Origin of the sequence: Pseudomonas sp. 478, assembly GCF_003254125.1 — a bacterium.
In the GTDB taxonomy this organism is placed as follows: Bacteria; Pseudomonadota; Gammaproteobacteria; order Pseudomonadales; family Pseudomonadaceae; genus Aquipseudomonas.
Window position 1 is genome coordinate 42,846 of record NZ_QKZG01000002.1, and the last position, 24,917, is coordinate 67,762.

The window sequence follows — 24,917 nt, forward strand, 5'->3', positions numbered from 1 at the left end:
GCGGTCACGCCAACTCACTGGCCAGACGGGCCAGTAGTAGTTCGCCATCTTCCTGCTCGAGCAGGTCCTGGGGCGCAGTGATGCTGACGACACGCAAGGAAATGTCGCTGACCTCCGGCGCTGAAAACAATTCGGCGACCCGGCTCAAGCGTTGTTTGACGGTTTCCAGGCCCTTGTCATCGGTATGCGGAAGCATGATCCAGAAATACTCTTCGGTACTTCGAGAGCAGCGGTCCGTTTCCCTGACGGCTTCTTTCAAACGCTCGGCCACGCTATCGATGAAGGCATGACCGTGATGTTCACCCAGGCGGGACAACGTACCGGCCAGGTTGACGAAGCGCAGACCGAGCAGTGAGAAGGCAGGCGTCTGGTAGCGGCGTACGACCTGCATCTGCCAGGTCAGCAGATCATAGAAATCCTTGCCGCCTAACAGATTGAGTCGACCGAAGTGATGGACCGTCTGATCGCTGAACTCCTGACGGCAGCGGAAACGGCCGGCCTCGGCCAGGCGGAAATCTCTGACCTCGCGTACTCGCAACTTGTCAGGCGTGTGTGACAGGCCGCAATCCAGGCAGCGCGCCTGCACGTCGGCATCGACAAAAAACGCCTGACATGACCGACAGCGATAGTTCTCCATAGGTCGGTCGTAATCACTGCCGATATGGCGCAACCGGTTCAAGCAGTTGGGGCACAACAACACCCCGTCTTTGAGAAAGTTTTCCTGTGGCCCCACATGCCCACAGGTAAAGCAGTGCAATGAAGGCTGCCGTGAAATGTCCAGGGCCTGGCATTCGGCACACACATCAATGTAATTGAGCCGGCCCGAGCCACACTCCGAACACAGGCGAACGCGATCGACCAGGACCCCCTCTTGCAGCCAGTCCTGCTGCACCATCAAGCTGAGCCAGACAAACGAGTTGACCTGCTCGTTATCCGCCAGGGCGTCCAGCAACGGATAGCGATAATGCTGAGGCACCTCCGGGTCTCGAAGGGCATAGATGTGCGCGTTGTCGCGCAACCACAACCACGAAAGCACCCGACTTTCAAAACGCTCGGGGGCAGAACCCTGTTTGAACAACCTGTAGCGTTCTTGCCACACGCTCCAGAGGGTTCTGATTTCGTTGGAATCGACAGGGCACCCACCATCACCCAAGGCTTCACACCAGCCGTTCTGATCACGGCAACAGTAAATGAGGCTGTAGCGATAAGGGGGAATGACGCGCAACTTTCGAAGCACCCGCCCTGCGTAAGCGGCCGGCAGGTCCAGCAGCACGACATCGAAGGTGGGGGCAGCCAACAGGCTGGCTATATCGGCAAAGTGTTCAATATCTGGACTGTTCAAGCTGGGAGCTCTAATGCCCAGTATTGCAATCCTTGGAGTTGGAGTCGGCATGACGCATGGCCTCTGCAGACAGACAAGTACGTTTAAGAGGAGTTAGAAACACTAGCACCGCATCGGAAAAACGTCAGTATTATTATGAAGTTATTTTTTGATATATAGACCGCCAATATTTCGCCATCAACGTCAATTGGATCCCGCCTTGCCCGCCGAGTTTCGGCGCAACAAACCGCCTAATCACAAGCAATAATTATTTCTTATATTTCATCGTGTTACACACACTAAATAATTTAATAGTTACAACTAAACTCACTACTAGTTAATGGCCACTATTGATAGCGCTACGCCATTTAACGGCATCAGCAGTTAATTCCCATTTGCGACAAAACCTTTAGCTACCGCCTCAACATTAATAAGTTCAAAGTGTTTTTATACCAAAATGACTTACAAATAGAACCAGGATAGTCATGCAAAGTTACATGAGTGAAACACCCCTGTTTCAACAATGAACATTAGATCAAATCTGACAACTTTCTTACTCGGCACAAACATCCCGAAGGCAACCCCGCAACCAGCGATGCACAGGATCGGCATCCAGCCGCGGATGCCAGAGCATGGCGACGGTGAATGCCGGCAGAGACAACGGCAGCGCAAAGCTGTGCAGGCCGGTGCGCAGGCTGGCGGTGTGGCGTTCGGGAACGCTGGCGATCAGGTCAGTGACCCGAGCGAGCGCCAGCGCAGTGGAGAAGCCTGCAACGATGGTTGCGATGTGCCGCTCCAGTTCCAGGAGCTCAAGGGCTTCATCAATGGGTCCCTTGTCGAGCCCCCGCCGAGAGACGCTGATATGGTTGCCCGCCGCATAACGCGCGGGGGTTATCTCGCCTTCGCTCAGCGGATGCCCCCTTCGCACGACGCCAATAAAACGATCCCGAAACAAGCCTTGGGTACGCAACTCCGGCCCAGTGGCCTTCCCCACCACACCGGTTTCCAGATCGACCGTCCCATCGCGCAGTGACGCGCTGTCTTTGTCGGGTTTGTGCATGAAACGCAGCCGCACGCCTGGGGCTTGCTCGGCGACGCGGGCAATCAGGTCCGCGCCAAAATTCTCGACAAAGCCTTCACTGGTGCGCAGCGTGAACGTGCGGCTGAGCTGTTTGAGGTCGGGTTGCTCGGCAGGCCGAAGGACCGCTTCTGCATCCTGCACCAGCTGACTGACCCGCTCGCGCAGTTCGAGCGCGCGCGGGGTGGCAACCAGACCCCGTCCGGCCCTGACCAACAGCGGATCGCCGGTGGTTTCACGCAATCGCGCCAGCGCCCGGCTCATGGCCGACGGGCTCAGGCGCAAGCGTTTGGCGGCGCGCGCCACGCTGCCTTCGGCGAGCAGCACATCAAGGGTGATCAGCAAGTTGAAATCGGGAGTGGACATGCGGCGCCCCGTGACAGAGTGATATGGCGTTGAACGCACGTATCAAGTGCAAACCGTGCGCCTTCCGCCATGTTAGGCCGGGACGTACCTTTCTGATAGCTCCGCTTCGGGAGTGGCCAGAAAAGAGGAACAGCATGAAATCAATCAGCGCAGTCGCAGAGCGTGCACAACAAACACCGTCGGTTCGGTGGGCGCTGGCCAGTCTTTCACTGTCGATGCTGCTGTCCTCGCTCGGCACCAGCATCGCCAATGTGGGGTTGCCGACCTTGGCCCAGGCGTTCAATGCCTCCTTCCAGCACGTGCAATGGATCGTCCTCGCCTACCTTCTGGCGATTACCACCCTGATTGTCAGTGTCGGGCGGCTCGGTGACATCACTGGCCGTCGGCGGCTGCTCTTGGCCGGCATCGGCGTTTTCACCCTGGCGTCGGCCCTGTGCGGTTTGGCGCCCTCGCTCTGGATGCTGATTGGCGCCCGGGCCCTGCAGGGAATCGGTGCGGCAATCATGATGGCGCTGACCATGGCCTTTGTCGGCGAGACGGTGCCGAAGGCAAAAACCGGCAGCGCCATGGGCTTGCTCGGGACGATGTCGGCGATTGGCACCGCGATGGGGCCGTCGCTCGGTGGCCTGCTGATTGAAAGGCTTGGCTGGCAGGCGATCTTCCTCATCACTGTACCGCTGGGCTTGCTGACGCTGGTGCTCGCGCATCGTTACTTGCCCGCCGATCGCCAGAAGCCCAAGACCGATAGCGCCGGCTTCGACCCGCTGGGCACGTTGCTGCTGGCATTGACGCTCGCCGCTTATGCGCTGGCGATGACCCTTGGGCGAGGCAGTTTCGGTCCGTTCAACATCGCCTTGCTGTTGGCGGCGGGCGGCGGCGCCTGCCTCTTTGTGTTTACCGAGGCTCGAGTCGCCTCACCGTTGATTCGATTGGCGATGTTCCGCGATCCCGTGCTCAGTGGCTGCCTCGCCATGAGCCTGCTCGTCGCGACCGTGATGATGGCGACGCTCGTGGTCGGCCCCTTCTATCTCGCGCATGGGCTGGGGCTCGATGCCGTTCTGGTTGGACTGGTCTTGTCGGTCGGGCCGTTTGTCGCGGCACTGACGGGTGTGCCCGCCGGCCGTATTGCCGACCGCGTTGGCGCCCAACGCATGACCGTCGTCGGCCTCGCGGCAATGGCGACTGGATGCCTCACGCTGTCAGTACTGCCGGAGTCGTTCGGCATCGGTGGCTACCTCTTGCCGATGGTCGTGATAACCCTTGGCTATGCCCTGTTCCAGACAGCCAACAATACGACGGTCATGGCGGATGTTCAGCCGGACCAGCGAGGCGTCATCTCCGGCATGCTCAACCTGTCGCGCAATCTGGGGCTCATCACGGGGGCCTCCGTCCTGGGCGCGGTGTTCGCGCTCGCATCGGCCTCGGTCGACATGGCAACGGCGCGCCCCGAAGCGGTTGCCAGCGGTCTGCGGATCACCTTTGCCGTGGCGCTGGTGCTGATCGCTTTCGCACTGGCCATCGCGCTGGGAAGCCGCGCGCTGGCAGTGCGTCGTGATCGCCGGTAAGCCGGTCGTTTACTTTTCCAGCACGACCAGTGGCGTGTCTTTCTTCACAATGTACGTCGCCAGCTCAGACGCTTTGCCTGCGCCGACGTTCTTCGCCACGTGCGCGGTGCCTGCGGGGATGTACAAGGAATCGCCAGCCTTGAGCGTTACAGGAGGCTGACCTTCGAGTTGATATTCAAACGTGCCTTCAATGACGTGAGCCACTTCCACCCCGGGATGAGAATGCTTGGGAGACACCACACCCGGATCGAAATCAACGAGGACCTGGATCACTTCACGCCCGGCGACGTCGAGGTCCTGGCGCAGCAGATCGGTGCGGTGAAGACCCGCCTGCCAGCTTTTTACAGCAGGCGCCTCTTGTGCTTGAGAGAGGCCCGCGAAAGCGGTGAGTGCCGCGGCAACGGCGACGCCGAGCATGCCAGCGCAGATACGGTGGTTGAAACGGGACATGGCATTTCTCCAATCAATCAATGCGCGGGAATGCGCGCGGAGCTTGCCGCGGATGCGGTGGCGCTATTGGGAGGCCGCCGTGTATCGCGCAAGTGTCGCCAATGCCTGGGTTTTGTATGCGAAGGTAGCTGCAGGTGCGCGGGATACGTTGCGATACAAACGGATCTCGCGGACACGAAAAAGCCCGCACAAGGCGGGCTTTGTAAATCGAGTAGGTGGCCGGCGCTGGTCTCCGGCTTACAAGGTTTATCAGGCCTCCCACAGAACAGTTTTGTGCTGTCCTGCTTCACACGGCATAAGGGCTGGATCTCAGCGCGGAGATCTTTCTAACCGTGTACCCTTCGGAACGCGCCCCACGTTTCCTCGCCATCCGCTTGCGCATCAGTCTGCGTCTTCACCTACAACTTCAAGACTAGTACAAACTCCAAAGCGCAAGGGAGACTTTTTAGAACGATTTTGCCCTGTAGGAAGCGCGGCAGGATGGAAAAACACTAACACCCTGATGCGATCGCGAATTTCCTGAAGGGCATCACGAAAAGGCTCATGTCGCTGGCCGTCGTCGAAGCAAGGTTGCTACGGGCTGCTCAGTGTTTACTCATCAGACCATGCAGAACGCCGAACCTCAGACCCGGTTCGGAAGGCGTCATCTGCGAGACACCAAACACCTTGAATGCCGCCAGCATGAGCACCAGACCGCCAGGCAAGATGCTCTGGCGATGGGTTTGCAAGCCCGCCAGGCCGAGCTGTTTGACATGCCCCACTTCAAGCAGGCGCAACGACAAACGCAACAGGCCGCTGTAGGTGATACCGCTTTCGCCATGGTCGTTCAGCCCGTTGGCCTTGAGGACTTTGGCCAGCATCCGTGCAGTGCCCGAAGAGCCAATCACCTGCTGCCAACCCAACGTGCGATAACGACGTGCCACTTTTTCAAATTGCACAGTGGCGACACGCTCAGCTTCCAGGAGCGCCTGAGCCGTGATACAGCCACCCTGAAAGTAACGCGCGCCGAAGGTGCCGCTGCCTATGGCAAGACTCTCGGTCATCAAGGGCCGAGCGCCCTGCCCCAGAATCAATTCAGTGGAACCGCCACCGATATCCACGACCAGTCGCCTGTTTTCGGTACCGGGTATCGTATGGGCAACACCGGCGTACACCAGTCGCGCCTCTTCATGCCCAGAGATGACGTCAATCCGAAACCCCAAGTGCCGCTCCGCGCTGGCTAAAAACAGTTGCGCATTGTCGGCTTCGCGCACGGCACTGGTCGCCACCGCCCGCACACGACCGGCCTCGAAGCCGCGCAGCTTTTTGCCAAATCGCGCGAGCGCTTGCCAGCCCCGATCCAGCGCCAACTCGTCCAGCGCACCGCCTTGAAACCCCTCCGTCAAACGGACAGGTTCACGCAGGGTTTTCACTTCCTGGATCACGAACCCCTGACGCCGTCTGACTGACTGGCCGATCATCATGCGAAACGCATTGGAACCAAGGTCAATGGCTGCAAATAGAGAGGCGTCTCCTTTCATGGGGATTCCTTGCAAGCTGGGCGCGCTAGGCGGTTTGCGAGGATCTTGCCATGGGGACGATGACGCTAAGATGACACCCTCTTTCCTTTACGGGTCAGTGCATCCGACCGGTCGTACATTGAATCAACGCCCCTCGAGAGATCGTACCTGGCACTCCTTCCAGACCTTGCGCATCAACTCCTTCAGCATCAACGCCTCGGCCCAGCGATCGGTAATATCGCGTCCGTCGGCCCCCGTAATGGCATACGGCGGCGGGCCGAGTTCACAGGTGAAGGACAGGCTGGCGGGTGTGTTCGGTCGGGCCAGCCAATCCTCAATCCCATAGCGCCACCAGCCCAGGAAACGCTCCAGCCAAGGTCGATGTTGGGCGAAGCTCAAAGGCACCTGGACCTGTTCGCCATTGGCGACGCGACCATGGAACCCCCAACTGTGACGCAGGATGGTGTGGATCTGCTCGTCGTCCTCAGCAGTGGCTGGCTCTGGCAGTTCGCGGCCCACGACATAGTGGGACAAATCGGCCAACAACTTGAGATCGGGCATTTCAGCGAGGATGTCGAGGGTAAACAACAGGTCGCTGGTGAGGCGATAACGGTGGGTTTCCAGCAGGATGGGAAAGTCCACCTGTTCGGCCAGACGCTGCCAGCCTTCGATCAGCTTGATTGCTTGCGCCAGCGTGCGCGGCTTGACGTCGGCTTGCAGCGTGAGGTGGTGGCAGCCGTAGCGGGAGGCGACATCAATCGCCGCCGCCAGATCATCCACCGTGCGAGGGAACAGCTGACCTTCGATTTGCAGGCCCTGCGCCTTGGCGGCGGTACTCAGGCGTTTGGCCTGTTGCGCGACCCAGAAATGGTCGGTGATCCCGTCGTAGCCAGCGGCGGCGATTTTCTCCAGCTGCGCTTCCAACGGAAGGTCGCATTCGCCGTGCTGATCTTGCAGGGCCCACAGGGACTGGAATACCAGAAATTCACGCATGTCAGCTCCTGAGCAGTTGTTTGAGCGGCACACCGGCATCGGCCAGCGTGTCCACCGAAAGGTGGTTATGGTGGGCGATCAGCCGTTCGCACAACTTGATGTCCTTGGCGACGCTATTGCCCTGGCCCCAACCGCAAGCACCTTGCAGACGTTGTTCGGCATCAAGGTAGAACAACAGGGAACCGCCCCCCGGGGTTGTCCGGATCGCCGTGGGTTCGGCGTTCGAAATCACGCCCACGATCTGCAGTCCCCAGTCGTACTGATCAGACCAAAAACCGGGAATGACCTCAAAGGGCTGCTCGCCGCCTAATAGATTCAGAGCGGCGTGATGGCCTTGGGTCTCGGCGTTGCGCCAGGTTTCCTGACGCTGGAAAACGCCTTGCGGGTGCAGCTGAAACTCACAGACATCGCCCGCCGCAAAGATGTCAGGCGCGCTGGTGCGCAACTGAGCATCGACACGGATGCCCTGCCCGACCTCGATCCCAGCGGCGGCGGCCAATTCAATGTTGGGTTGCATGCCGATGCCCACTACTACCAGGTCGCAGGGCAGAAGCTGACCGTCGACCAGTTGCACCGCCTCGACGCAAGCGTTGCCTATCACCGTCTCAATAACCACGTTCAAGCGGACATCCACGCCCTGGCTGCGATGCAGTTCCAGCAAAACGCTGGACAACCGATCCGGCAACACCCGACCCGCCAGACGTGGTCCGGCCTCGAGCAACGTCACCGAGCAACCCAAGGCACGGGCGGTCGCGGCGACTTCGAGGCCGATGAAACCGCCGCCGATGATCACCAACCGGGCACCGGGCCGCAACGAAGCGCGCAGTGCCAGCGCTTCGTCGTGGGTCCGCAGATACAGCACGTTGCCCAGATGCTCGGGCACAGAGGCCAGTCGCCGCGAGCGCCCTCCCGTCGCGAGCAACAGACGCGCATAGGTCAGCCAGCTACCGTCAGCCAACTGCAAACGATGCTGCTGCGGGTCCAGGTTTTTTACCGGATTGCCGGCCAGGTGTTCGATCTCCATTTCGGCAAGTCGAGTGCTGTCGCACAAGCTGTAGCCCGCCAGATCTATCGTGCCCTGCAACAGTCCCTTGGACAGCGGCGGACGTTCATACGGAGGGTGGGACTCATCGCCGATCAGAATCAGGCGACCGCTATAACCTTCAGCACGCAAGGTCAGGGCCGCTCGGCCGCCCGCATGCCCGGCGCCAACGATGACCAGTGGAGCATTGGCAGAATTCATGGCACAGACTCCCTGCAATTAAACCGTGATGGCCAGCAGGACACGCCCCGCCTCGACCCGCACCTGATAGGTCTTGAGGTTGACGCACACCGGTGCGCCAAGGGCTTTGCCGGAGCGGTAATCGAAACGTCCGTTGTGCTTGGGGCACTCGATGACATGCTCCATCACCAGGCCATCGGCCAGGTGAATGGACTCGTGGGTGCACAGGCCAGCGGTGGCGAAGAACTCGCTGTCGGCGGAACGGTAGACGGCATAGGTGTGCTGGCCATGGTCGAAACGAATGACGTCTTCTTCATTAATCTCGCCCACGGCACATACATCGATCCATTGATCGGTCATGGCGCTTTCTCTTGTTAGTGGTACAGACAGGAAGGTGTCAGGCCGGCGTTGATTCAGCTTCTGCCCGGCCGGTTGCGGCAGGCTCTGCGCGTTGTGGCAAAGGACGACGAATGAAATAAGTCGGGTCTTTGCGCTGCTTCCAGATGGTCGGGAGGATTTCTTTGAAGGCCTCGAACAGACTGGTGTACGGCGGCGGACAGTCGTCGCGGATCTCTTCGTGAAGCTGCGCCAGCGCATGAAACGGCACCATCGGATACATGTGATGTTCAAGGTGATAGTTCATGTCGAGGTACATAAAGCGCAGGACCGGGTTCATGTAAATCGTGCGGCAGTTGCTGCGGTGATCGAGCACGTCCTCGGCCAGGCCGACATGCTGGGTCAGGCCGAACAGGTAGGACAGCCAGCCGCCGTACAGGGTTGGCAGACCGATAAACATCAGCGGCAACCAGCTTTGCAGATACAGTGCAGCGCCCACGACAAGCCCATAAATCACCAGCCAGACGCGCGCGTCTCTCGCCACCTTGGGCCACTCGGATTCCGGGATGAACGTCTGCTCCTCTTCATCCATCCGCCCGACTGCATGCCGGCAGACCGACCCCATCGTCTTCAACGCGTAGGGCATCCTGAACAGGCTCAGCACCATATTGATCAGGCTCGGCGGACGCGGCTCGACGATCTCCGGATCGCGACCGACGATGATGGTGTCGGTGTGGTGCCGTGCGTGGCTCCAGCGCCAGACCTGAGGTTCGAACATGAACATGAAGCTCGACAGCTGGTAGACCGCATCATTCATCCAGCGGGTTTTGAACGCCGTACCGTGACCCGCTTCGTGCCAGCGGGCATTGGACGCCGTGCCGTAAAACAGCCCATAGACTAAGAAGAACGGAACGCAGGCCCAGGAGCCCCAGAACCAGTAACCGCCGAAGCCGGTGACGACCATCGATAGCAACCAGATCGCGGTATCGCGCAAGGCCGGGCCGTCGCAGCGCTGCATCAGTTCCTTCATGCGTTTACGGGAAATGGGCGATTGGTACCAGGTGGCCGACACCAAGCCTTTTTGCGCCGCTTTGGCGGCTTCGGGACCGATCAATCGATAATCCCGAGGCACGGGTTTATCGCGGTTTTCATAGGCTGCGTTTTGTTCAGGCATTTTATTGTTCTCCGCAAGCTTGATGGTTTTAGGCACTTGCATCGATGCGGGATCACATCGTTGGAGAAAAGATAGAGAGCCCAATGATTACCCTCAAGCCCTTGAATACATTCCCTATCAAGCTATCATCCAGGCCCAGCAAGGCTTGATAGTTTTCTATCAAGGCGTTTTCGGGACTCGCCATGAACCACACTAAACGCCCCACCATTGCCACGGTCGCCGAGCACGCTCGCTTGAGTGTCGCCACCGTGGACCGGGTACTCAACGCCAGAGCACCGGTCAACCCGGCCACTGCCGAGCAGGTATTCCAGGCCGCCGAAGCCGTCGGTTATTTCGCCGCCCGGCTAATCGGTCAGCGGATCCGCGAACGGCGTCCCAGCTATCGTTTCGGCATCCTCTTGCTCGGCACCGCCCAGGCGTTCTATTCCAATGTTGCCGCCGCCATCACCGAGGCGGCGCAGCGTCAGACCGGCGCCAACCTGAGCTGTCAGTTCGAGTACGTATTCGATCGCACACCGAGCGCCATCGTTGCCCAGATCGAGCAACTGGCGGTGCAGTGCGATGGCCTGGCGGTGGTCAGTTTCGCCCACCCGCTGATCAATGCCGCCATCGCCCAGATCAGAGAGGCCGGCGTGCCGGTGATTGCCCTGCTGTCCGACATCGATGAGGCCGCGAATGAGCCTTACGTCGGCCAGAATAATCATGAGGTCGGGCGCACCATGGGCTGGCTGATGGCTCACACCTGTGGCGCGCGCAAAGGCAGCATCGGGGTCCTGCTCGGTGGCCACCGCTTTCTCGGCCATCAGGCTCGGGTGGAAGGGTTGCGCAGTTACCTGGCGGAGCGTGCACCCGGGTTGCGGCCGCTTGAAGCGGTGATCAATCTGGACAACTGCGACATCACCGAAGAGGCGACCCTCGAACTGTTGGCACGGCATGACGACTTGCGCGGTTTGTGCGTGGTCGGCGGTGGCGGCGACGGGATCATCAGTGCCCTGTCGCAGCTACCGAAGCAGCCGTCGCTGTGCTGCATTTTGCAGGAGTCGACCGAACTGTCGCGCCAGGCTTTGGCGCAGGGTTTGATCAGTTTGGTCATCGATTCCCAGCCGCGACTGCTGGCGGCGGCGCTGGTCGATTTGCTGGTGGAATTGCAGACCGCGCCGGACTTCGATCCGGCCCGGCATCGCATCCATATTCCCTTGCAGATCGTCACCTCGGAAAACGCCCGACATTAAACCTTAAACCTGTGGCGAGGGAGCTCGCTCCCGCTGGGGTGCGTAGCGCCCCCAATAGGGCGATCTCAGTCTTTCAGATAGAACTCAATGATCGGTTCTGGCGCTGCTGCGCAGCCCAACGGGAGCAAGCTCCCTCGCCACAAGGTTGTTTTTCAGTCAGCAACAGAGTGGTGAATTCCGATGCCCATCAGAGGTTCGGCCCTGAACGAAAAGCCTCGGCACTCAGCCCGAACCGACTCATCTTGTTGTACAACCCACCACGAGAAACATTCAGCTGTTTGGCGGCCAAACGGATGTTGCCGCGGGTATCCTTCAGGGCTGCAATGATCGCATTCATTTCATGGGCGCCAAGGTCCAGTGCGGCCCGGGGTTCGGGCACATTTCCCGGCGCCGACGGCCGCTGCCTTTGCTTGATTTCAAGCGGTAGATCACCCGGCTGGATCAGTTCGGTCACGGCGAGGTTGGTCGCCCGTTCAATGGTGTTTTCCAGCTCGCGAACGTTACCCGGCCAGTGGTAGGCCGACAGAATATCCAGCGCCTCTGGCGAGATGCCTTGCACCGATTTGCGCAGTGAGCGGGCGCAACGGCTGAGAAAATGTCGCGCCAGTAACGGCACATCTTCGTGGCGCATCCGCAGCGGCGGAACCGTCAGGTTCAGGACGTTGAGCCGGTAGTAAAGATCCTCGCGGAAAGCCCCCTCGGCCACCGCCTGGCTCAGGTTGCGGTGAGTAGCAGCGATGATGCGCACGTTCACCTGTTGCGATTTTTTCGCGCCCACGCGCGTCACCTCGCCTTCTTGCAAAACGCGCAGCAAGCTGACCTGGGCATCAAACGACATGTCACCGATTTCATCGAGAAAGATCGTTCCGCCATCGGCCAACTCGAACTTCCCGGCAGAGCCTCCGCGCGCGGATCCGGTGAAAGCGCCTTCGACATGACCAAACAGCTCGCTCTGCACCAGATCTCGCGGAATGGCCCCGCAATTGACGGCCACAAAAGGACCGCTGCAACGGTCACTGGCGTTATGGATCGCCTGGGCGAATAGCTCTTTGCCGGTGCCGCTTTCACCCAGGATCAGCGTGGTCGAATCACTGCGACTGGCGATTCGCCCCAGGTGCAACGCGTCCTGTATGGCGCGCGAACTGCCCTGAATGGTCTCGAAGGTGTAGCTGGCTTGGGTGCCGATGATCCGCCGGGTAATTTCCCGGATGCGCCGGTTCTCGCGCAACGAAACAATGCGTCCACCCTGCTCCAGTGAACACACGGAGACCAGGCACGCCAGTTGACTGCGATCATGCAACTCGAAGGTGCAATCCAGGTCTCTTATCCCCTCATACTGCTGCCCTTCCCCGCCGCGCAGCAGAATCTCATCGGTCAGTTCGCTCTGGCCCAAGCGCTGGAACGGGCTGCCCAGCAGCTCCCGGCCCACGCGGAACAATTGGCGGGCATAACGGTTGAGCGCCTTGATGCAGCCCCGCTCATCCAGCACCACCAGCCCTTCGTTGAGTACTTCAAGCACGGTTTGTTGTTCTTCCAGCAATGCTTGCAGCGCCATCTGCCGCGAGACCGCCTCGGCCGCTGCCTGCACGGTGCCCAGCGTATGGAAATGAAACCAGCCCGGCTCGGCGGTCAGGGTCAGCATGGCCAGTGTCCGGCCCTGCGCATCCCGGATCGGCGCGGCGGCACAATGCATGCGCCGCCGACGCAGGCCGATCCCGAAGTTCTCCTCGGCCAGCACATACACCAATCGGTCCTCGGCAAGCGCCAGCCCCGTGCAGTTGGTGCCCTGCACCGACTCCAACAGCCGGCTGCCTACCGGGGTGAGATCGAGGCCGCAAAAATACAGCGTCGTCCCTTTGGCATCGGTCAGATTGATATGGCCTCTGGGATTGTAAGCCAGCAACCCTCGCATCACCTCCGCTGCCGCCGTGATCAACACACGATTGGCCGCCAGCGTTGCGGCCAGCACTTCAGGGGCGACAAAACGGTATTGGCCATCATCCGGATCGAGGCCGGCACCGACGCTGCGCAGCCAGGAGTCCCAAATAATCTGCCTGACCCCGATAGGTCGATCGGTGCGACCGTTCAGGCACGCCAGCCAGGCCTGCTCCAGCTCAGCAATCGGTCCTTCGTTCAACGACGCTGGACCGAGCGCCGTAATGTAATCGAGGTCTTGCACGCTGAAGGCCATTGGCTGTGGGATCACCGCTCGCTCCTATGTTCATATTTTCGACATGTCAGTATAGACATGTCATTGAAGTGAACACTTATTTCAAAGATCTTTGAATACCTCCTTAAATATCAATGACTTAAAAATTGGCACAGCCCTTGCTCTCTGCTTTGTACCAGCGAGGACATTCCTGCTGTCGAGTCATTGAACAACAATAAAAGGGAGTCATTTCATGAGTATGTCCAAGATCATCCGCCTGGGTCTCATCGGTGCTGGCCGCATGGGCAGCTTTCACGGCCTGACGGCCGCCCGGCACATTCCCGGCGCCTGCCTGGCCGCCATCGCCGACCCGACTCCCGGTCAAGCCGCCCGCCTTGCGGCAGAGTTGGGTGTGCAGCGGGTTTATACCGATCCACAGCAATTGCTCGATGACCCGGAAATCGACGGCGTGTTGATCGCCGCCCCGGCCCGCAGCCACGCCGAACTGGTGATCAGTGCAGCCCGCGCCGGCAAAGGGGTGTTTTGTGAAAAACCCATGGCCATCACCCTCGACGAGGCCGACCGCGCCATCGCTGCGGCTGCCGACGCACGGGTGACGCTGCAGGTCGGTTTCAACCGGCGCTTTGCCAAAAGCTTCCGCGCGGCTCATCTGGACGTGATCGCCGGTCGGATCGGCACGCCGCAACTGTTGCGCTCGCTGACGCGCGATCCGGCGCTGAACAATCCGGCCGCCTCGCCGCAGTGGGTGATTTTCCTCGAAACCCTGATTCATGACTTCGACACCCTGCGCTACCTGAATCCCGGTGCCGAAGCGGTCGAGGTTTTTGTCATGGCCGATGCTCTGATCGCACCGGACTTCAAGGACAAAGGCTTCCTCGACACCGCCGTGGTCACGATCCGTTTCGACAACGGCGCCATCGCGACGGCCGAGGCCAACTTCCAGGCAGTCTATGGCTACGACGTTCGGGGGGAAGTGTTCGGCAGCGCTGGCATGCTGACCATGGGCAGCGTCAATGACTCCGACTTGGTTCGCTATCTGGCCAATGGCATCCAGACCGACACCCAGCGCCTGGACACCGACCTGCTGCGTGATGCCTATGTGGCCGAGCTCAACCACTTTGTCGACTGCCTGCGCACCGGCGAAAAACCCCTTGCCAGCGGCGAAGATGCCCGGGCTGCATTGGCCATTGCCCGTGCGTGTATCGAATCGTTCCAGCAAGGCAAAGCGGTGCGCGTGCAAGGAGCCCGTTCATGAGTTTCATACCGTTCAAACTGGCGATCAGTGCCGAGATGGTCTTCCTCGACCTGCCGTTCACCGAACGCGTCAAACGGATTCACGCGCTGGGCTTCAGCGCCGAACTCTGGGACTGGACGCAGAAAGACATTCCAGCCCTTGTCGCCACGGGTGCTGATTTCACCTCGATGACGGGTTACATCTCGGGCAACCTGACCGATCCCGAAGACATCCAGCGCCTGCTCGACAGCGCACGGGAATCGCTGGCCGTCGCCGCCCAATTGAATTGCCCGAGCCTCAACTTGCATGGCACTGGCCTGGGCGACAAAGGCTTGCCGGTCAAACCCGTGGCCCTCACCACGGGACGCATGTGGTTGAGCGCCTGCAAGACCCTGGAAAAAATCGCTCGCCTGGGCGAAGAGGCAGGCCGGGTATTCTTGCTGGAGAACCTCAATACCGAGGTGGACCACCCCGGCACCCCTTTCGCTCGCGCCGACGATACCCTGGCGCTGATCGAGGCCGTGGGCAGCCCGCATTTGAAGATGAACCTGGACCTTTACCATGCGCAAATCGGTGAGGGAAACCTGATCGAACTGATCCAGCGCGCAGGCAGCGCCATCGGGGAAATCCAGGTCGCCGATGTGCCAGGCCGCATGGAACCGGGTACCGGTGAAATCCATTATCCGGCCATTGCCAAAGCGTTGTTCGGCATGGGATACACCGGGGTCGTCGGACTTGAGGGCTGGGCCAGTGGCGACAGCGAAGCGGCACTCGAACGCTTCCGGCAAGCCTTCACGCTGGATTGAGCCTAATGCCAGCTGCAAAGAGTGCATTGCGGCTTGGCTGACTGATCTTGATGAATGTGGACTCATAACAACAAAAGGAAAACCATCATGCGTCGTTGCACACTGCTATTTGCCACGCTGTTATTACTCTTCAGCCAATGGGCCGCCGCCAGCTATCGCATCGGCGTCAGCATTGCCAGGGTCGACGACAACTTCATGACCTACGTGCGTAGCGGCCTGGAAGACGCCGCCAAGAAGGAGAATGTCCAGATCCAGTTCGAGGACGCCCAAGGCGATGTGGTTCGCCAGCTCAATCAGATCGAGGGCTTTCTTAGCCAGAAGGTGGATGCGGTCATCGTCTTGCCCGTGGACACCGCTGCCACCGCCAACATGACGCGCGCCGCCGTCGAGGCGAAGACACCGCTGGTCTACGTCAACCGCCACCCGGACGAGCGCGTCTTGCCCAAAGGCGTGGTCACGGTGGCGTCCAATGACGTTGAGGCCGGGCAACTGCAGATGCGCTACCTGGCCGACAAGTTGGGGGGCAAAGGCAACATCGCGATCATCATGGGCGACCTGGCGCAAAACTCCACGCACGACCGTAGCGAAGGCGTGAAACAGGTGCTCAAGGACTATCCAGGGATCAAGGTCGTCGAACAACAAAGTGCCGAGTGGCAGCGCAACAAAGGGATGGACCTGACCAGCCACTGGCTGCTGGCAGGTACCCGTTTTGATGCCATCGTTGCCAACAATGACGAGATGGCCATCGGCGCCGCTATGGCATTGCAGCAAGCCGGCAAAGCCAAGGGCGAGGTTGCGATTGTCGGCATCGACGGTCTGCCTGACGGCCTGGCGGCCATCAAGCGCGGGATGCTCGTGGCCTCGGTATTTCAAGACCCCAAAGCGCAAGCGACGAGCGCGCTGCAAGCGGCCATCAAAATGATCAAGGGGGAGCCGGTGGAGGCGGATGTCTGGGTGCCCTTCCAGCTGATCATGCCGGAGCAAGTGGCCGTCTTTGAGCAACACTACAAGTAACGTCAAACGAGCGAATGACCTGCCGACGGAAAGTCAGCAGGTCAATCGTCGTTTACAGATCAGTGATTTCCTTATGGCGTGGCACCAGCGCCTTCATCACGCTCCACGCCACCAGATAGGCCAGCGCACAGATGGCGAACATGATCATGTAGCCGGTATGGATATCGCCGATCAGTTTGTAATGGTCGATCACCCAACCGCCGGTCTTGGTCATCACGACGCCGCCCAGGCCGCCGGCCAAACCGCCAATGCCAACCACCGACGCGATGGATTTTTGCGGGAACATGTCAGACACGGTGGTGAAGATGTTGCACGACCACGCCTGATGCGCCGATGCGCCCACGCCGATCAGCAGCACCGGCACCCAGAAACTGATGTAACCGAATGGCTGCGCCAGCAGTACCAGCAACGGGAAGAAAGCGATCACCAGCATGGCTTTCATACGACCGTCATACGGCGCATCACCGCGTGACATGAAATAGCTCGGGAACCAGCCGCCGCCGATACTGCCCACCATGGTCATGCTGTACAGCACGGCCAGCGGCAACACGATGGCCTGGCCCTTCATGCCGTATTGCGCAGACAAATAGGTCGGAAGCCAGAACAGGAAGAACCACCACACGCCGTCGGTCATGAATTTGCCGAAGGCAAAGGCCCAGGTCTGGCGGTAGGTCAGCAACTTGAACCACGATACTTTTTTGGCAGCGGCACCCGAGTCTGTGCCGGTGAGTGCTTGCGCGCCCTGATCGCTGCGGATGTAGGCCAGCTCTTGCACCGACAGGCGTTTTTGCTGCTCCGGTTTTTCGTACAGCGCAATCCACACCGCCACCCAAACGAAGCCCAACGCACCGATCACGATGAACGCCGCTTCCCAGCCCCATAGACCGGCGATCAGCGGCACGCTGATCGGCGCCAGGACTGCGCCCACGTTGGCGCCGGAGTTGAAGATACCGGTGGCGAAGGAACGCTCCTTCTTCGGGAAATATTCGGCAGTGGCCTTGATCGCAATCGGGAAGTTACCCGCTTCGCCGATCGCCAGCACGGCGCGCGCCAGCATGAAACCTGCAATCGAAACCGGGATGACGGCAAGGCCCAAGGCGCTGCTGATGCCGGCAATACCCTCGCCCATCGGCTCTGCAAAGGCGTGCATGATCGCGCCGGTCGACCAGATGCCGATCGCTATCACATAGGCCTTCTTGGTGCCGATCTTGTCAACGAAGCGGCCGGCGAACAGCATGGAAATCGCGTACACAAACTGAAAGACAGAGGCGATGTTCGCGTAATCGGTGTTACTCCAGCCAAATTGCGTCGACAGATCCGGCGCCAACAGACTCAGTACCTGGCGGTCCAGGTAATTGACGGTGGTAGCAAAAAACAACAGCGCGCAAATCGTCCAGCGGTACTTGCCAACGGCCTGGCCGACTCGTTGCGCATTGATGGGCTCGTTCAGATTCATGGCATCACTTTATTGTTGGTTTATGGTGATGATCTCTCGGTTTCAAGCGAGATCAATGGTGTCGTGATGGTCCACGCCACGGTATTGCGGGCTCGAAAATGGGTACTCCATGCACAGCGGCAGAAGTCGGACATTTGGCAAGAGCTATCGGGCGTTGGGTGGGACAGTTGTATGTGACTGGCCTGACCGTGGGGATGGGCAAGCAGTCGAGGTCGAACCGTAAGAAGCGGCATTCAGGGGGATGCGCAGGCGGGTGGAATTCATGATGGGCCGACACTCGTTTTTATTTTTAGTGTTTAACAGTCGATATTCGTCTGTCGTCGTACAACCGTGTCTTTTATATCGAGTTCACTACCGGGCTGTCAATCTGAAAAAACAGCCGTTCGTCTCTACAAGGACCGCCCATTAACCTTGCGATTTGTGCGCGAGCCATTGGTTGTGGGGCCATTAGCCTTTTGACGTTTCGGGTGTTAAACGCAGGCATGAGTGATTTGATGATTGAGCATCGTTGTACGACAACGCACTTCACAAGCCATGACGAGAGACATCGATTGCGGCCATCTCGTCAGCGTGCTTTTCGACTGGCAGATCGGCGAAGACGAATCAGGACTTCGCAGCCGGTTTGCTGCGAGCGGCCGCTCGTGTCGAGGTGTTGAGCGCCACGGCGGCGAGAATCAGCGCCTTCAACGCGCGCTCATCAAGCGTGTCGCCCTCATGCAAATCAATGGCACGTCGGGTGTTGCCTTCGAGACTGGCGTTGAAGAGGCCGGAAGGGTCTTCCAGCGAGGCGCCCTTGGCAAATGTCAGCTTCACCACCTGCTTGTATGTCTCGCCAGTGCAGATGATTCCGGCGTGCGACCACACTGGAACGCCCCGCCACTTCCATTCCTCGACCACGTCGGGGTCGGCCTGGCGGATGAGCGTTCGGACCCGAGCGAGCGTCTCGCCCCGCCAATCGCCCAGCTCGTTGATTCTCGCATCGATCAGCTGAGAGGCCGAATCGCCCCCCTCTTCTCTTGCACCGACCTGCTCTTTGTTCATGGTGGTTGTCGCCTTCTTCATGAGGGTGTCCAAAACCGGGCTTTACAGCGTTTTTTGACTGTTGCCGAGGGTCTTGGCCTTTTCGATCCCCCAGTCAAAGGCAGCCTCCATGTCCAGCAGGTGCGGTTTTGGATCGTGGTCCTCAAAAATGGCCGTGCCGTCCGGTCGGTAAACACCAATGAACATCCCCAGTGAGCCGTCCTTCAATATCTCGGCTTTGACCTCGATCTTGCATCCGTTCGACAGCGTTTCCTTGTGGTGCATATGGCGTTCAGTCATGGCTGCATTTCTCCCGTCGTTGAAGTCCGAGTAGCGCATTTACCCATTGGCCATGTTAGCTCAGTGCGGCTCACTCAAAGGCCTGCCAGGACAGCGGCGTAATGCCACCTATACTAGAAGCCACCGCCCCCTCGGGGTCTGCACTCCCAACAATAAAAAGCAGAGGTGGAACATGGTCTGGCAGCAAATCTACGATCCGTTCGGTAACCCGATACTTTCAACCATCATGGCAGCGGTGCCGGTCGTGGTCATGCTGGCGGCCCTGGCGTTTTTCCATGTCAAAGCGCATCTGGCCGCCTTGATGGCCCTGGCGTCTGCGCTGGTGATCGCGATCTTCGCCTTCGGCATGCCGGCGAACATGGCCGGCTCGGCCGCCCTGTACGGCGCCGCCAACGGCTTGCTGCCCATTGGCTGGATTGTGCTCAACATCATCTTCCTGCATCGGCTGACCACCGAGAACGGCTCGTTCAAGGTGCTGCAGGATTCCCTGGCGCGCATCACCGACGATCGACGCCTGCAATTGCTGCTGATTGCTTTCTGCTTCGGTGCGTTCTTCGAAGGGGCAGCCGGGTTCGGCACTCCGGTGGCGGTGACCGGGGCGATTCTGATCGGGTTGGGCTTCTCGCCTCTGGCTGCGTCTGGCCTGGCGTTGATCGCCAACACCGCGCCTGTGGCGTTCGGTGCCCTGGGCACGCCGATCATCACCCTGGCCAAGGTGACCGGGCTGGATGAAATGGAACTGTCGATGATGGTCGGCCGGCAATTGCCGTTCTTCTCGGTGATCGTGCCGTTCTGGTTGATCTGGGCCTTCGCCGGTTGGCGCAAGATGCTGGAAATCTGGCCGGCGATTCTGGTGGCCGGGGTCAGTTTCGCCGTGCCGCAGTTCCTGGTATCCAACTACCACGGACCGATGCTGGTGGACGTGATCGCTGCGCTGATTTCCATGGCTTGCCTGACCGGTTTCCTCAGGGTCTGGAAACCGGCCACCGTGCACACCTCCGCCGCGCTGTCTGGACGCGTCGACAACTCCAAAATTGCCGAAGAGCATGACGAAAAACCCGTCGCCAGCGCGACCTTTGCCAGCGATGCCAAACCTGCGGTGATGCGCGCGTGGATGCCGTGGATCATCCTCACCGTGTTCGTGTTCGCCTGGGGCACCCAGGGTTTCAAAAACATGTTCGATACCCGTCCGGCGATTGATCCGGCCACCCATTCGGCCAAGCTCGATCCTCAGGGCAAACCGATGCGCGAAGCGAACCCGATCTTCGCTCCGGTCGTGACATTCACCACGATCCACCAGCAGATCGAGAAGGTCCCGCCGGTGGTCCCAGCGCCTAAAACCGAGGACGCGGTCTACAAGTTCACCTGGTTCACCAGCACCGGCAGCGGCATCCTTCTGTCGGCGATCCTCGGCGGGTTGCTGATGGGTTACTCCATTCCGCAACTGATCAAACAGTACGTGCGAACGCTGTGGGTGGTGCGCTACTCACTGATCACCATTACCGCCATGCTCGCCCTCGGTTTCCTCACCCGTTATTCGGGCCTGGACGCCACCATGGGCCTGGCCTTTGCTGCGACGGGCATCTTCTACCCCATGTTCGGCACCCTGCTCGGTTGGCTCGGTGTGGCGTTGACCGGCTCGGACACGGCGTCAAACGTGCTGTTCGGCGGCTTGCAACGGGTAACCGCCGAGCAATTGGGCCTCAGCCCGGTGTTGATGGCGGCCGCCAACAGTTCCGGCGGGGTCATGGGCAAGATGGTCGACGCGCAGTCGATCGTGGTGGCCTCCACCGCCACGCGCTGGTATGGGCATGAAGGGGAAATCCTGCGTTATGTGTTTTTCCACTCGATCATCCTGGCCATTCTGGTCGGGGGGTTGGTGACGTTGCAGGCGTATGTGGCGCCGTTCAGTCATATGGTTGTTGGTGGGCATTGATTGATGTAGTTCGGGGTGGGATGGGGTGCATATCCGTTTCTGCGGGAGTGGGCCCCTGTGGGAGCGAGCCTGCTCGCGAAGGCGGATTTACATTCAACATTGAAGTCGACTAACAGGGCCTCATCGCGAGCAGGCTCGCTCCCACAGGGGAATGCGTACGCCTAAAGACCCGGGCATTACGCCCACCCCTCAAGTCGCAACGTGGCCCGAACCAACCGTTGTTCCTCGCTTTCGATTTCCTTGAGGTTCTCGCAGATGCTCTGAATATGCGCAATGGCAGCCTTGCGCGCCTGTTCCGGCATACGACCGGTGACAGCGTTGTAGAGCCGCGCATGTTGACGGTCGATCTGACGCTTCTGCGGCTCGCGGTGATAAAGGTTGTTCACCGAAGCAAACACCGTGTTCAGCAGCAAGTCCGTCAGCGAGCGCAACGTCTGCACCAGCACCGGATTATGCGAGGCCTCGCAAATCGCCAGGTGAAACGCATGATCGAGCCGGGCGTGTTCGGACGCCTCCAGCGAACGGCTATGGGCGTCGATCAACGCCTCATAGCTGCGGGTGATGAGCACAAAATCGGCGTCGGTTCCGCGCAACGCCGCCAAGCGTGCGGACTCGCCTTCAAGCAGGCTGCGGACCTCGAACAAATCGTAGAGCGTGCGGGGTTGCGAGCTGAACAAGTGCATCAGTGGTGATGCAGCACCGTGCCCTGAAAGATCGGCAACAAATGAACCTTTGCCCTGCTCTGTCTTGATAATCCCCCGAGCGCGCAACAGCTTCAGCCCCTCGCGAAGTGCCGTGCGGGAAACACCGAGCTTTTCGGTCAGACGACGCTCCGACGGCAACAGTTGCCCGGTCTTGAGTACCCCGTCCACGATCAGCCGTTCTATGCGTTCACAGACCACGTCTGCGACTTGTGGATTACGGCTCGTTTCTGCCCTTTCCATCGACTCTCCAACTGGTATGACCAGCCTCGCTGCCAAAACCACAAACGTTCAACCACATACATAAACTTATGTTTTAAAACAGTTTTTTTTAACAAGTGAAAAACCACCGAATAAAAAACTGGTTCGACCAGCCAAACAACACATAGACAGTAGAACGCCTCAGGCCAATGATGCAAGTCAGTGGTAAACGGACACAGACCTCCTATAAAAACAACTGAGGGTCGTCAACCGACTATGAACATTCTTTACGATGAACGCGTCGATGGCGTCCTGCCTGATGTCGACAAAACTGCCTTGCTACAAGCCCTGCAAACACAGTGGCCGGATCTGGAAGTCCTGCATCAACAGGAAGAGCTCAAGCCGTACGAATGCGACGGACTTTCTGCTTACCGCACCACGCCCATGCTGGTGGTGCTGCCGCGCCACATCGACGAGGTGCAAGGCGTGCTCCGACTCTGCCATGAACGGCAAGTCGCGGTGGTCGCCCGCGGTGCCGGCACCGGTTTGTCCGGCGGTGCATTGCCGCTGGAAAAAGGCGTACTGCTGGTGATGGCTCGCTTCAACTCTATTCTGCACATCGACCCCGCCGCCCGCACCGCTCGGGTTCAGCCGGGGGTGCGCAATCTGGCGATTTCCCAGGCTGCAGCACCGTTTGGCTTGTATTACGCGCCAGACCCTTCCTCACAGATCGCTTGTTCAATCGGCGGCAATGTGGCGGAAAACGCCGGTGGCGTGCATTGCCTGAAGTACGGGCTGACCGTGCACAACCTGCTCAAGGTCGACATCCTCACCGTCGACGGCGAACACCTGACCCTGGGTTCCCAGGCGCTCGATTCTCCGGGCTTCGATCTGCTGGCGTTGTTCACCGGTTCCGAAGGCATGCTCGGTGTCATCACCGAGGTCACGGTCAAACTGCTGCCCAAACCGCAGACCGCGAAAGTGCTGCTGGCGGCGTTCGACTCCGTCGAGAAGGCTGGCCGCGCGGTGGGGGACATTATTGCCGCTGGGATTATCCCCGGCGGCCTGGAAATGATGGACAACCTGGCCATTCGCGCCGCCGAAGACTTTATCCACGCCGGCTACCCGGTCGACGCCGAAGCCATTCTGCTGTGTGAGCTCGATGGCGTTGAAGCCGACGTTCATGATGACTGCGACCGTGTGCGCCAGGTGTTGGAACAGGCCGGCGCCACCGAAGTGCGCCAGGCCCGCGATGAAGCCGAACGGGTGCGCTTCTGGGCCGGGCGCAAGAATGCCTTTCCCGCGGTGGGCCGTCTCTCACCGGATTATTACTGCATGGATGGGACGATCCCGCGCCGCGAGCTGCCCGGTGTGCTGCAGGCGATCGCCGCGCTATCGGCCGAGTACGGCCTGCGGGTGGCCAATGTTTTCCACGCCGGTGACGGCAACATGCATCCGCTGATTCTGTTCGATGCCAACCAACCGGGTGAGCTCGATCGCGCTGAAACCCTGGGCGGCAAGATCCTCGAATTGTGCGTGAAGGTCGGCGGCAGCATTACCGGTGAACACGGCGTGGGCCGGGAGAAAATCAATCAGATGTGCGCGCAGTTCAATAGCGACGAATTGACCGTGTTCCATGCCGTGAAAGCCGCTTTCGATCCGAGTGGTTTGCTTAACCCCGGCAAGAACATTCCGACGCTACACCGTTGCGCCGAGTTCGGTGCCATGCACGTTCACATGGGGCAGTTGCCCTTCCCTGAACTGGAGCGTTTCTGATGCGCAGCGAACACGATATCGACGACAGCGCCTCGCTGCTGGAACAGGTCAACCAGGCGCTACAAAACGCCACGCCGTTGCGCATTCAAGGCTCCAACAGCAAGGCGTTTCTTGGGCGCATCGTGGCGGGCGAAGTGCTCGACACGCGCAGCCACCGAGGCATCGTCAGCTACGACCCGACCGAATTGGTGATCACCGTACGCTGCGGCACCCCGCTGGCAGAACTGGCGGAAGTGTTGGACGCGGCACAGCAGATGTTGCCCTGCGAACCGCCCTCCTTCGGCGACGGCGCCACGGTCGGCGGCATGATCGCCAGCGGGCTGTCGGGGCCACGGCGTCCCTGGTCCGGCTCCGTCAGGGACTTTGTCCTCGGGACACGGGTCATCACCGGCCACGGCAAGCATTTGCGCTTTGGCGGCGAAGTCATGAAAAACGTCGCCGGCTACGACCTGTCGCGGCTGATGGCCGGCAGCTTCGGCTCGCTGGGCGTGGTCACCGAAGTCTCGCTCAAGGTCCTGCCCAAGCCGCGTCAAACCTTAAGCATCAGCCTGGAAATGGACAGTGACCGCGCCTTGCTGCGCCTCGCCGAATGGGGCCAGCAACCGTTGCCGATCAGCGCTGCGTGCCACGATGGGGAACGCCTGCACCTGCGACTTGAGGGTGGCGAAGGTTCAGTGGCAGCGGCACATGACCGATTGGGCGGCGAGTTGCTCGACGCTTCGTATTGGGAGGATCTCAACGAACATCGATTGAGTTTCTTCGATGAGGACCAGGCGCTTTGGCGCCTGTCTGTCCCTCACAGCACGCCTCGGCTTTCCCTGCCTGGCGGTCAGTTGCTCGATTGGGGCGGTGCGCAGCGCTGGCTCAAATCCGACGCAGAGGCAACGTTCATTCGCTCGATCGTCGAAGAAGTCGGCGGGCATGTGACCTGCTACACCCATGGCCTGATCGACAGCCCGTTTCAACCGTTGCCTGACGCATTGATGCGCTACCACCGGAACTTGAAGCAACAACTCGATCCCCGGGGCATCTTCAACCCCGGACGCCTGTACGCGGAGCTTTGACCC

At 59.8% G+C, this 24,917-nt stretch carries 21 protein-coding genes; 8 read left to right on the plus strand and 13 right to left on the minus strand.

Annotated features, from left to right (window positions below; translation table 11 throughout):
* Positions 1-4: 4 nt before the first annotated feature.
* Together DFS28_RS03770 and DFS28_RS03775 are read right to left on the minus strand one after the other, a co-directional pair.
* Complete coding sequence (locus DFS28_RS03770; protein ID WP_111448625.1) at positions 5-1,393, minus strand: diguanylate cyclase domain-containing protein; 1,389 nt, start codon at positions 1,391-1,393, stop codon at positions 5-7.
* A gap of 481 nt (positions 1,394-1,874) precedes the next feature.
* Positions 1,875-2,765: a LysR family transcriptional regulator gene (locus tag DFS28_RS03775; RefSeq protein WP_111448626.1), complete on the minus strand. Its 891-nt coding sequence runs from the start codon at positions 2,763-2,765 to the stop codon at positions 1,875-1,877.
* 134 nt (positions 2,766-2,899) lie between these two features.
* Here DFS28_RS03775 and DFS28_RS03780 point away from each other — a divergent pair, with 134 nt between their 5' ends.
* The gene (locus DFS28_RS03780) at positions 2,900-4,330 is read left to right on the plus strand and encodes an MFS transporter (protein WP_111448627.1); all 1,431 of its coding nucleotides are present in this window, start codon (positions 2,900-2,902) and stop codon (positions 4,328-4,330) included.
* Between the two features lie 9 nt (positions 4,331-4,339).
* On the opposite strand, the gene DFS28_RS03785 is transcribed toward DFS28_RS03780, so the two are convergent.
* From DFS28_RS03785 to DFS28_RS03810, 6 genes are all read right to left on the minus strand, one after another.
* Positions 4,340-4,780: a cupin domain-containing protein gene (locus DFS28_RS03785; RefSeq protein WP_111448628.1), complete on the minus strand. Its 441-nt coding sequence runs from the start codon at positions 4,778-4,780 to the stop codon at positions 4,340-4,342.
* 584 nt (positions 4,781-5,364) lie between these two features.
* Positions 5,365-6,300 carry a Ppx/GppA family phosphatase gene (locus DFS28_RS03790; protein WP_111448629.1) on the minus strand — a complete coding sequence of 312 codons (936 nt, stop codon included), beginning with the start codon at positions 6,298-6,300 and terminating at the stop codon, positions 5,365-5,367.
* Positions 6,301-6,423: 123 nt separating this feature from the next.
* Complete coding sequence (locus DFS28_RS03795; protein ID WP_111448630.1) at positions 6,424-7,272, minus strand: sugar phosphate isomerase/epimerase; 849 nt, start codon at positions 7,270-7,272, stop codon at positions 6,424-6,426.
* A gap of 1 nt (position 7,273) precedes the next feature.
* Complete coding sequence (locus DFS28_RS03800; RefSeq protein ID WP_111448631.1) at positions 7,274-8,515, minus strand: NAD(P)/FAD-dependent oxidoreductase; 1,242 nt, start codon at positions 8,513-8,515, stop codon at positions 7,274-7,276.
* Between the two features lie 18 nt (positions 8,516-8,533).
* Entirely contained in the window at positions 8,534-8,854 is a 321-nt protein-coding gene (locus DFS28_RS03805) for a MocE family 2Fe-2S type ferredoxin (protein ID WP_008151778.1), read from the minus strand.
* Positions 8,855-8,891: 37 nt separating this feature from the next.
* Positions 8,892-10,004, minus strand: a complete 1,113-nt coding sequence (locus tag DFS28_RS03810; protein ID WP_111449107.1) for a fatty acid desaturase family protein — start codon at positions 10,002-10,004, stop codon at positions 8,892-8,894.
* Between the two features lie 182 nt (positions 10,005-10,186).
* Here DFS28_RS03810 and DFS28_RS03815 point away from each other — a divergent pair, with 182 nt between their 5' ends.
* On the plus strand, positions 10,187-11,236 hold the full coding sequence (locus tag DFS28_RS03815) for a substrate-binding domain-containing protein (protein WP_111448632.1): 1,050 nt from the start codon (positions 10,187-10,189) through the stop codon (positions 11,234-11,236).
* 187 nt (positions 11,237-11,423) lie between these two features.
* On the opposite strand, the gene DFS28_RS03820 is transcribed toward DFS28_RS03815, so the two are convergent.
* A complete protein-coding gene (locus DFS28_RS03820; protein WP_165933969.1) occupies positions 11,424-13,427 on the minus strand; it encodes a sigma-54-dependent Fis family transcriptional regulator in 2,004 nt (667 codons plus the stop codon).
* A gap of 211 nt (positions 13,428-13,638) precedes the next feature.
* Between DFS28_RS03820 and DFS28_RS03825 the strand changes: the two genes are divergently transcribed.
* The 3 genes from DFS28_RS03825 to DFS28_RS03835 all read left to right on the plus strand — a co-directional run bounded on the left by DFS28_RS03825 (position 13,639) and on the right by DFS28_RS03835 (position 16,460).
* Positions 13,639-14,661 (plus strand): Gfo/Idh/MocA family oxidoreductase, encoded by a 1,023-nt coding sequence (locus tag DFS28_RS03825; RefSeq protein ID WP_111448634.1) that lies wholly within the window; start codon positions 13,639-13,641, stop codon positions 14,659-14,661.
* The gene (locus tag DFS28_RS03830; RefSeq protein ID WP_111448635.1) at positions 14,658-15,446 is read left to right on the plus strand and encodes a TIM barrel protein; all 789 of its coding nucleotides are present in this window, start codon (positions 14,658-14,660) and stop codon (positions 15,444-15,446) included. The genes DFS28_RS03825 and DFS28_RS03830 overlap by 4 nt, the downstream gene beginning before the upstream one ends.
* Positions 15,447-15,533: 87 nt before the next feature.
* A complete protein-coding gene (locus tag DFS28_RS03835; protein WP_111448636.1) occupies positions 15,534-16,460 on the plus strand; it encodes a sugar ABC transporter substrate-binding protein in 927 nt (308 codons plus the stop codon).
* Between the two features lie 52 nt (positions 16,461-16,512).
* Here the strand turns inward: DFS28_RS03835 and DFS28_RS03840 are convergent, their stop codons facing one another.
* The 3 genes from DFS28_RS03840 to DFS28_RS03850 all read right to left on the minus strand — a co-directional run bounded on the left by DFS28_RS03840 (position 16,513) and on the right by DFS28_RS03850 (position 19,236).
* The gene (locus tag DFS28_RS03840) at positions 16,513-17,916 is read right to left on the minus strand and encodes an MFS transporter (protein ID WP_111448637.1); all 1,404 of its coding nucleotides are present in this window, start codon (positions 17,914-17,916) and stop codon (positions 16,513-16,515) included.
* Between the two features lie 603 nt (positions 17,917-18,519).
* Entirely contained in the window at positions 18,520-18,957 is a 438-nt protein-coding gene (locus DFS28_RS03845; RefSeq protein WP_218281360.1) for a DUF1801 domain-containing protein, read from the minus strand.
* A gap of 42 nt (positions 18,958-18,999) precedes the next feature.
* Entirely contained in the window at positions 19,000-19,236 is a 237-nt protein-coding gene (locus tag DFS28_RS03850) for a hypothetical protein (protein ID WP_008151753.1), read from the minus strand.
* Between the two features lie 172 nt (positions 19,237-19,408).
* On the opposite strand from DFS28_RS03850, the gene DFS28_RS03855 reads away from it, so the two are divergent.
* Positions 19,409-21,172, plus strand: coding sequence for an L-lactate permease (locus tag DFS28_RS03855; RefSeq protein WP_111448639.1), 1,764 nt, complete (start codon positions 19,409-19,411; stop codon positions 21,170-21,172).
* A gap of 176 nt (positions 21,173-21,348) precedes the next feature.
* Here the strand turns inward: DFS28_RS03855 and glcC are convergent, their stop codons facing one another.
* A complete protein-coding gene (gene glcC / locus DFS28_RS03860) occupies positions 21,349-22,116 on the minus strand; it encodes a transcriptional regulator GlcC (RefSeq protein ID WP_008157088.1) in 768 nt (255 codons plus the stop codon).
* A gap of 234 nt (positions 22,117-22,350) precedes the next feature.
* Here glcC and glcD point away from each other — a divergent pair, with 234 nt between their 5' ends.
* Positions 22,351-23,850 (plus strand): glycolate oxidase subunit GlcD, encoded by a 1,500-nt coding sequence (gene glcD / locus DFS28_RS03865; protein WP_111448640.1) that lies wholly within the window; start codon positions 22,351-22,353, stop codon positions 23,848-23,850.
* Positions 23,850-24,914, plus strand: coding sequence for a glycolate oxidase subunit GlcE (gene glcE, locus DFS28_RS03870; RefSeq protein WP_111448641.1), 1,065 nt, complete (start codon positions 23,850-23,852; stop codon positions 24,912-24,914). The genes glcD and glcE overlap by 1 nt, the downstream gene beginning before the upstream one ends.
* Positions 24,915-24,917: the final 3 nt, after the last annotated feature.

Excerpts from the sequence above, each read along its gene's own strand:
- DFS28_RS03770 (WP_111448625.1), bottom strand. The coding sequence starts at position 1,393 with ATGCCGACTCCAACTCCAAGGATTGCAATACTGGGCATTAGAGCTCCC.
- DFS28_RS03775 (WP_111448626.1), bottom strand. The coding sequence starts at position 2,765 with ATGTCCACTCCCGATTTCAACTTGCTGATCACCCTTGATGTGCTGCTC.
- DFS28_RS03780 (WP_111448627.1), top strand. The coding sequence starts at position 2,900 with ATGAAATCAATCAGCGCAGTCGCAGAGCGTGCACAACAAACACCGTCG.
- DFS28_RS03785 (WP_111448628.1), bottom strand. The coding sequence starts at position 4,780 with ATGTCCCGTTTCAACCACCGTATCTGCGCTGGCATGCTCGGCGTCGCC.
- DFS28_RS03790 (WP_111448629.1), bottom strand. The coding sequence starts at position 6,300 with ATGAAAGGAGACGCCTCTCTATTTGCAGCCATTGACCTTGGTTCCAAT.
- DFS28_RS03795 (WP_111448630.1), bottom strand. The coding sequence starts at position 7,272 with ATGCGTGAATTTCTGGTATTCCAGTCCCTGTGGGCCCTGCAAGATCAG.
- DFS28_RS03800 (WP_111448631.1), bottom strand. The coding sequence starts at position 8,515 with ATGAATTCTGCCAATGCTCCACTGGTCATCGTTGGCGCCGGGCATGCG.
- DFS28_RS03805 (WP_008151778.1), bottom strand. The coding sequence starts at position 8,854 with ATGACCGATCAATGGATCGATGTATGTGCCGTGGGCGAGATTAATGAA.
- DFS28_RS03810 (WP_111449107.1), bottom strand. The coding sequence starts at position 10,004 with ATGCCTGAACAAAACGCAGCCTATGAAAACCGCGATAAACCCGTGCCT.
- DFS28_RS03815 (WP_111448632.1), top strand. The coding sequence starts at position 10,187 with ATGAACCACACTAAACGCCCCACCATTGCCACGGTCGCCGAGCACGCT.
- DFS28_RS03820 (WP_165933969.1), bottom strand. The coding sequence starts at position 13,427 with ATGGCCTTCAGCGTGCAAGACCTCGATTACATTACGGCGCTCGGTCCA.
- DFS28_RS03825 (WP_111448634.1), top strand. The coding sequence starts at position 13,639 with ATGAGTATGTCCAAGATCATCCGCCTGGGTCTCATCGGTGCTGGCCGC.
- DFS28_RS03830 (WP_111448635.1), top strand. The coding sequence starts at position 14,658 with ATGAGTTTCATACCGTTCAAACTGGCGATCAGTGCCGAGATGGTCTTC.
- DFS28_RS03835 (WP_111448636.1), top strand. The coding sequence starts at position 15,534 with ATGCGTCGTTGCACACTGCTATTTGCCACGCTGTTATTACTCTTCAGC.
- DFS28_RS03840 (WP_111448637.1), bottom strand. The coding sequence starts at position 17,916 with ATGAATCTGAACGAGCCCATCAATGCGCAACGAGTCGGCCAGGCCGTT.
- DFS28_RS03845 (WP_218281360.1), bottom strand. The coding sequence starts at position 18,957 with ATGAACAAAGAGCAGGTCGGTGCAAGAGAAGAGGGGGGCGATTCGGCC.
- DFS28_RS03850 (WP_008151753.1), bottom strand. The coding sequence starts at position 19,236 with ATGACTGAACGCCATATGCACCACAAGGAAACGCTGTCGAACGGATGC.
- DFS28_RS03855 (WP_111448639.1), top strand. The coding sequence starts at position 19,409 with ATGGTCTGGCAGCAAATCTACGATCCGTTCGGTAACCCGATACTTTCA.
- glcC (WP_008157088.1), bottom strand. The coding sequence starts at position 22,116 with ATGGAAAGGGCAGAAACGAGCCGTAATCCACAAGTCGCAGACGTGGTC.
- glcD (WP_111448640.1), top strand. The coding sequence starts at position 22,351 with ATGAACATTCTTTACGATGAACGCGTCGATGGCGTCCTGCCTGATGTC.
- glcE (WP_111448641.1), top strand. The coding sequence starts at position 23,850 with ATGCGCAGCGAACACGATATCGACGACAGCGCCTCGCTGCTGGAACAG.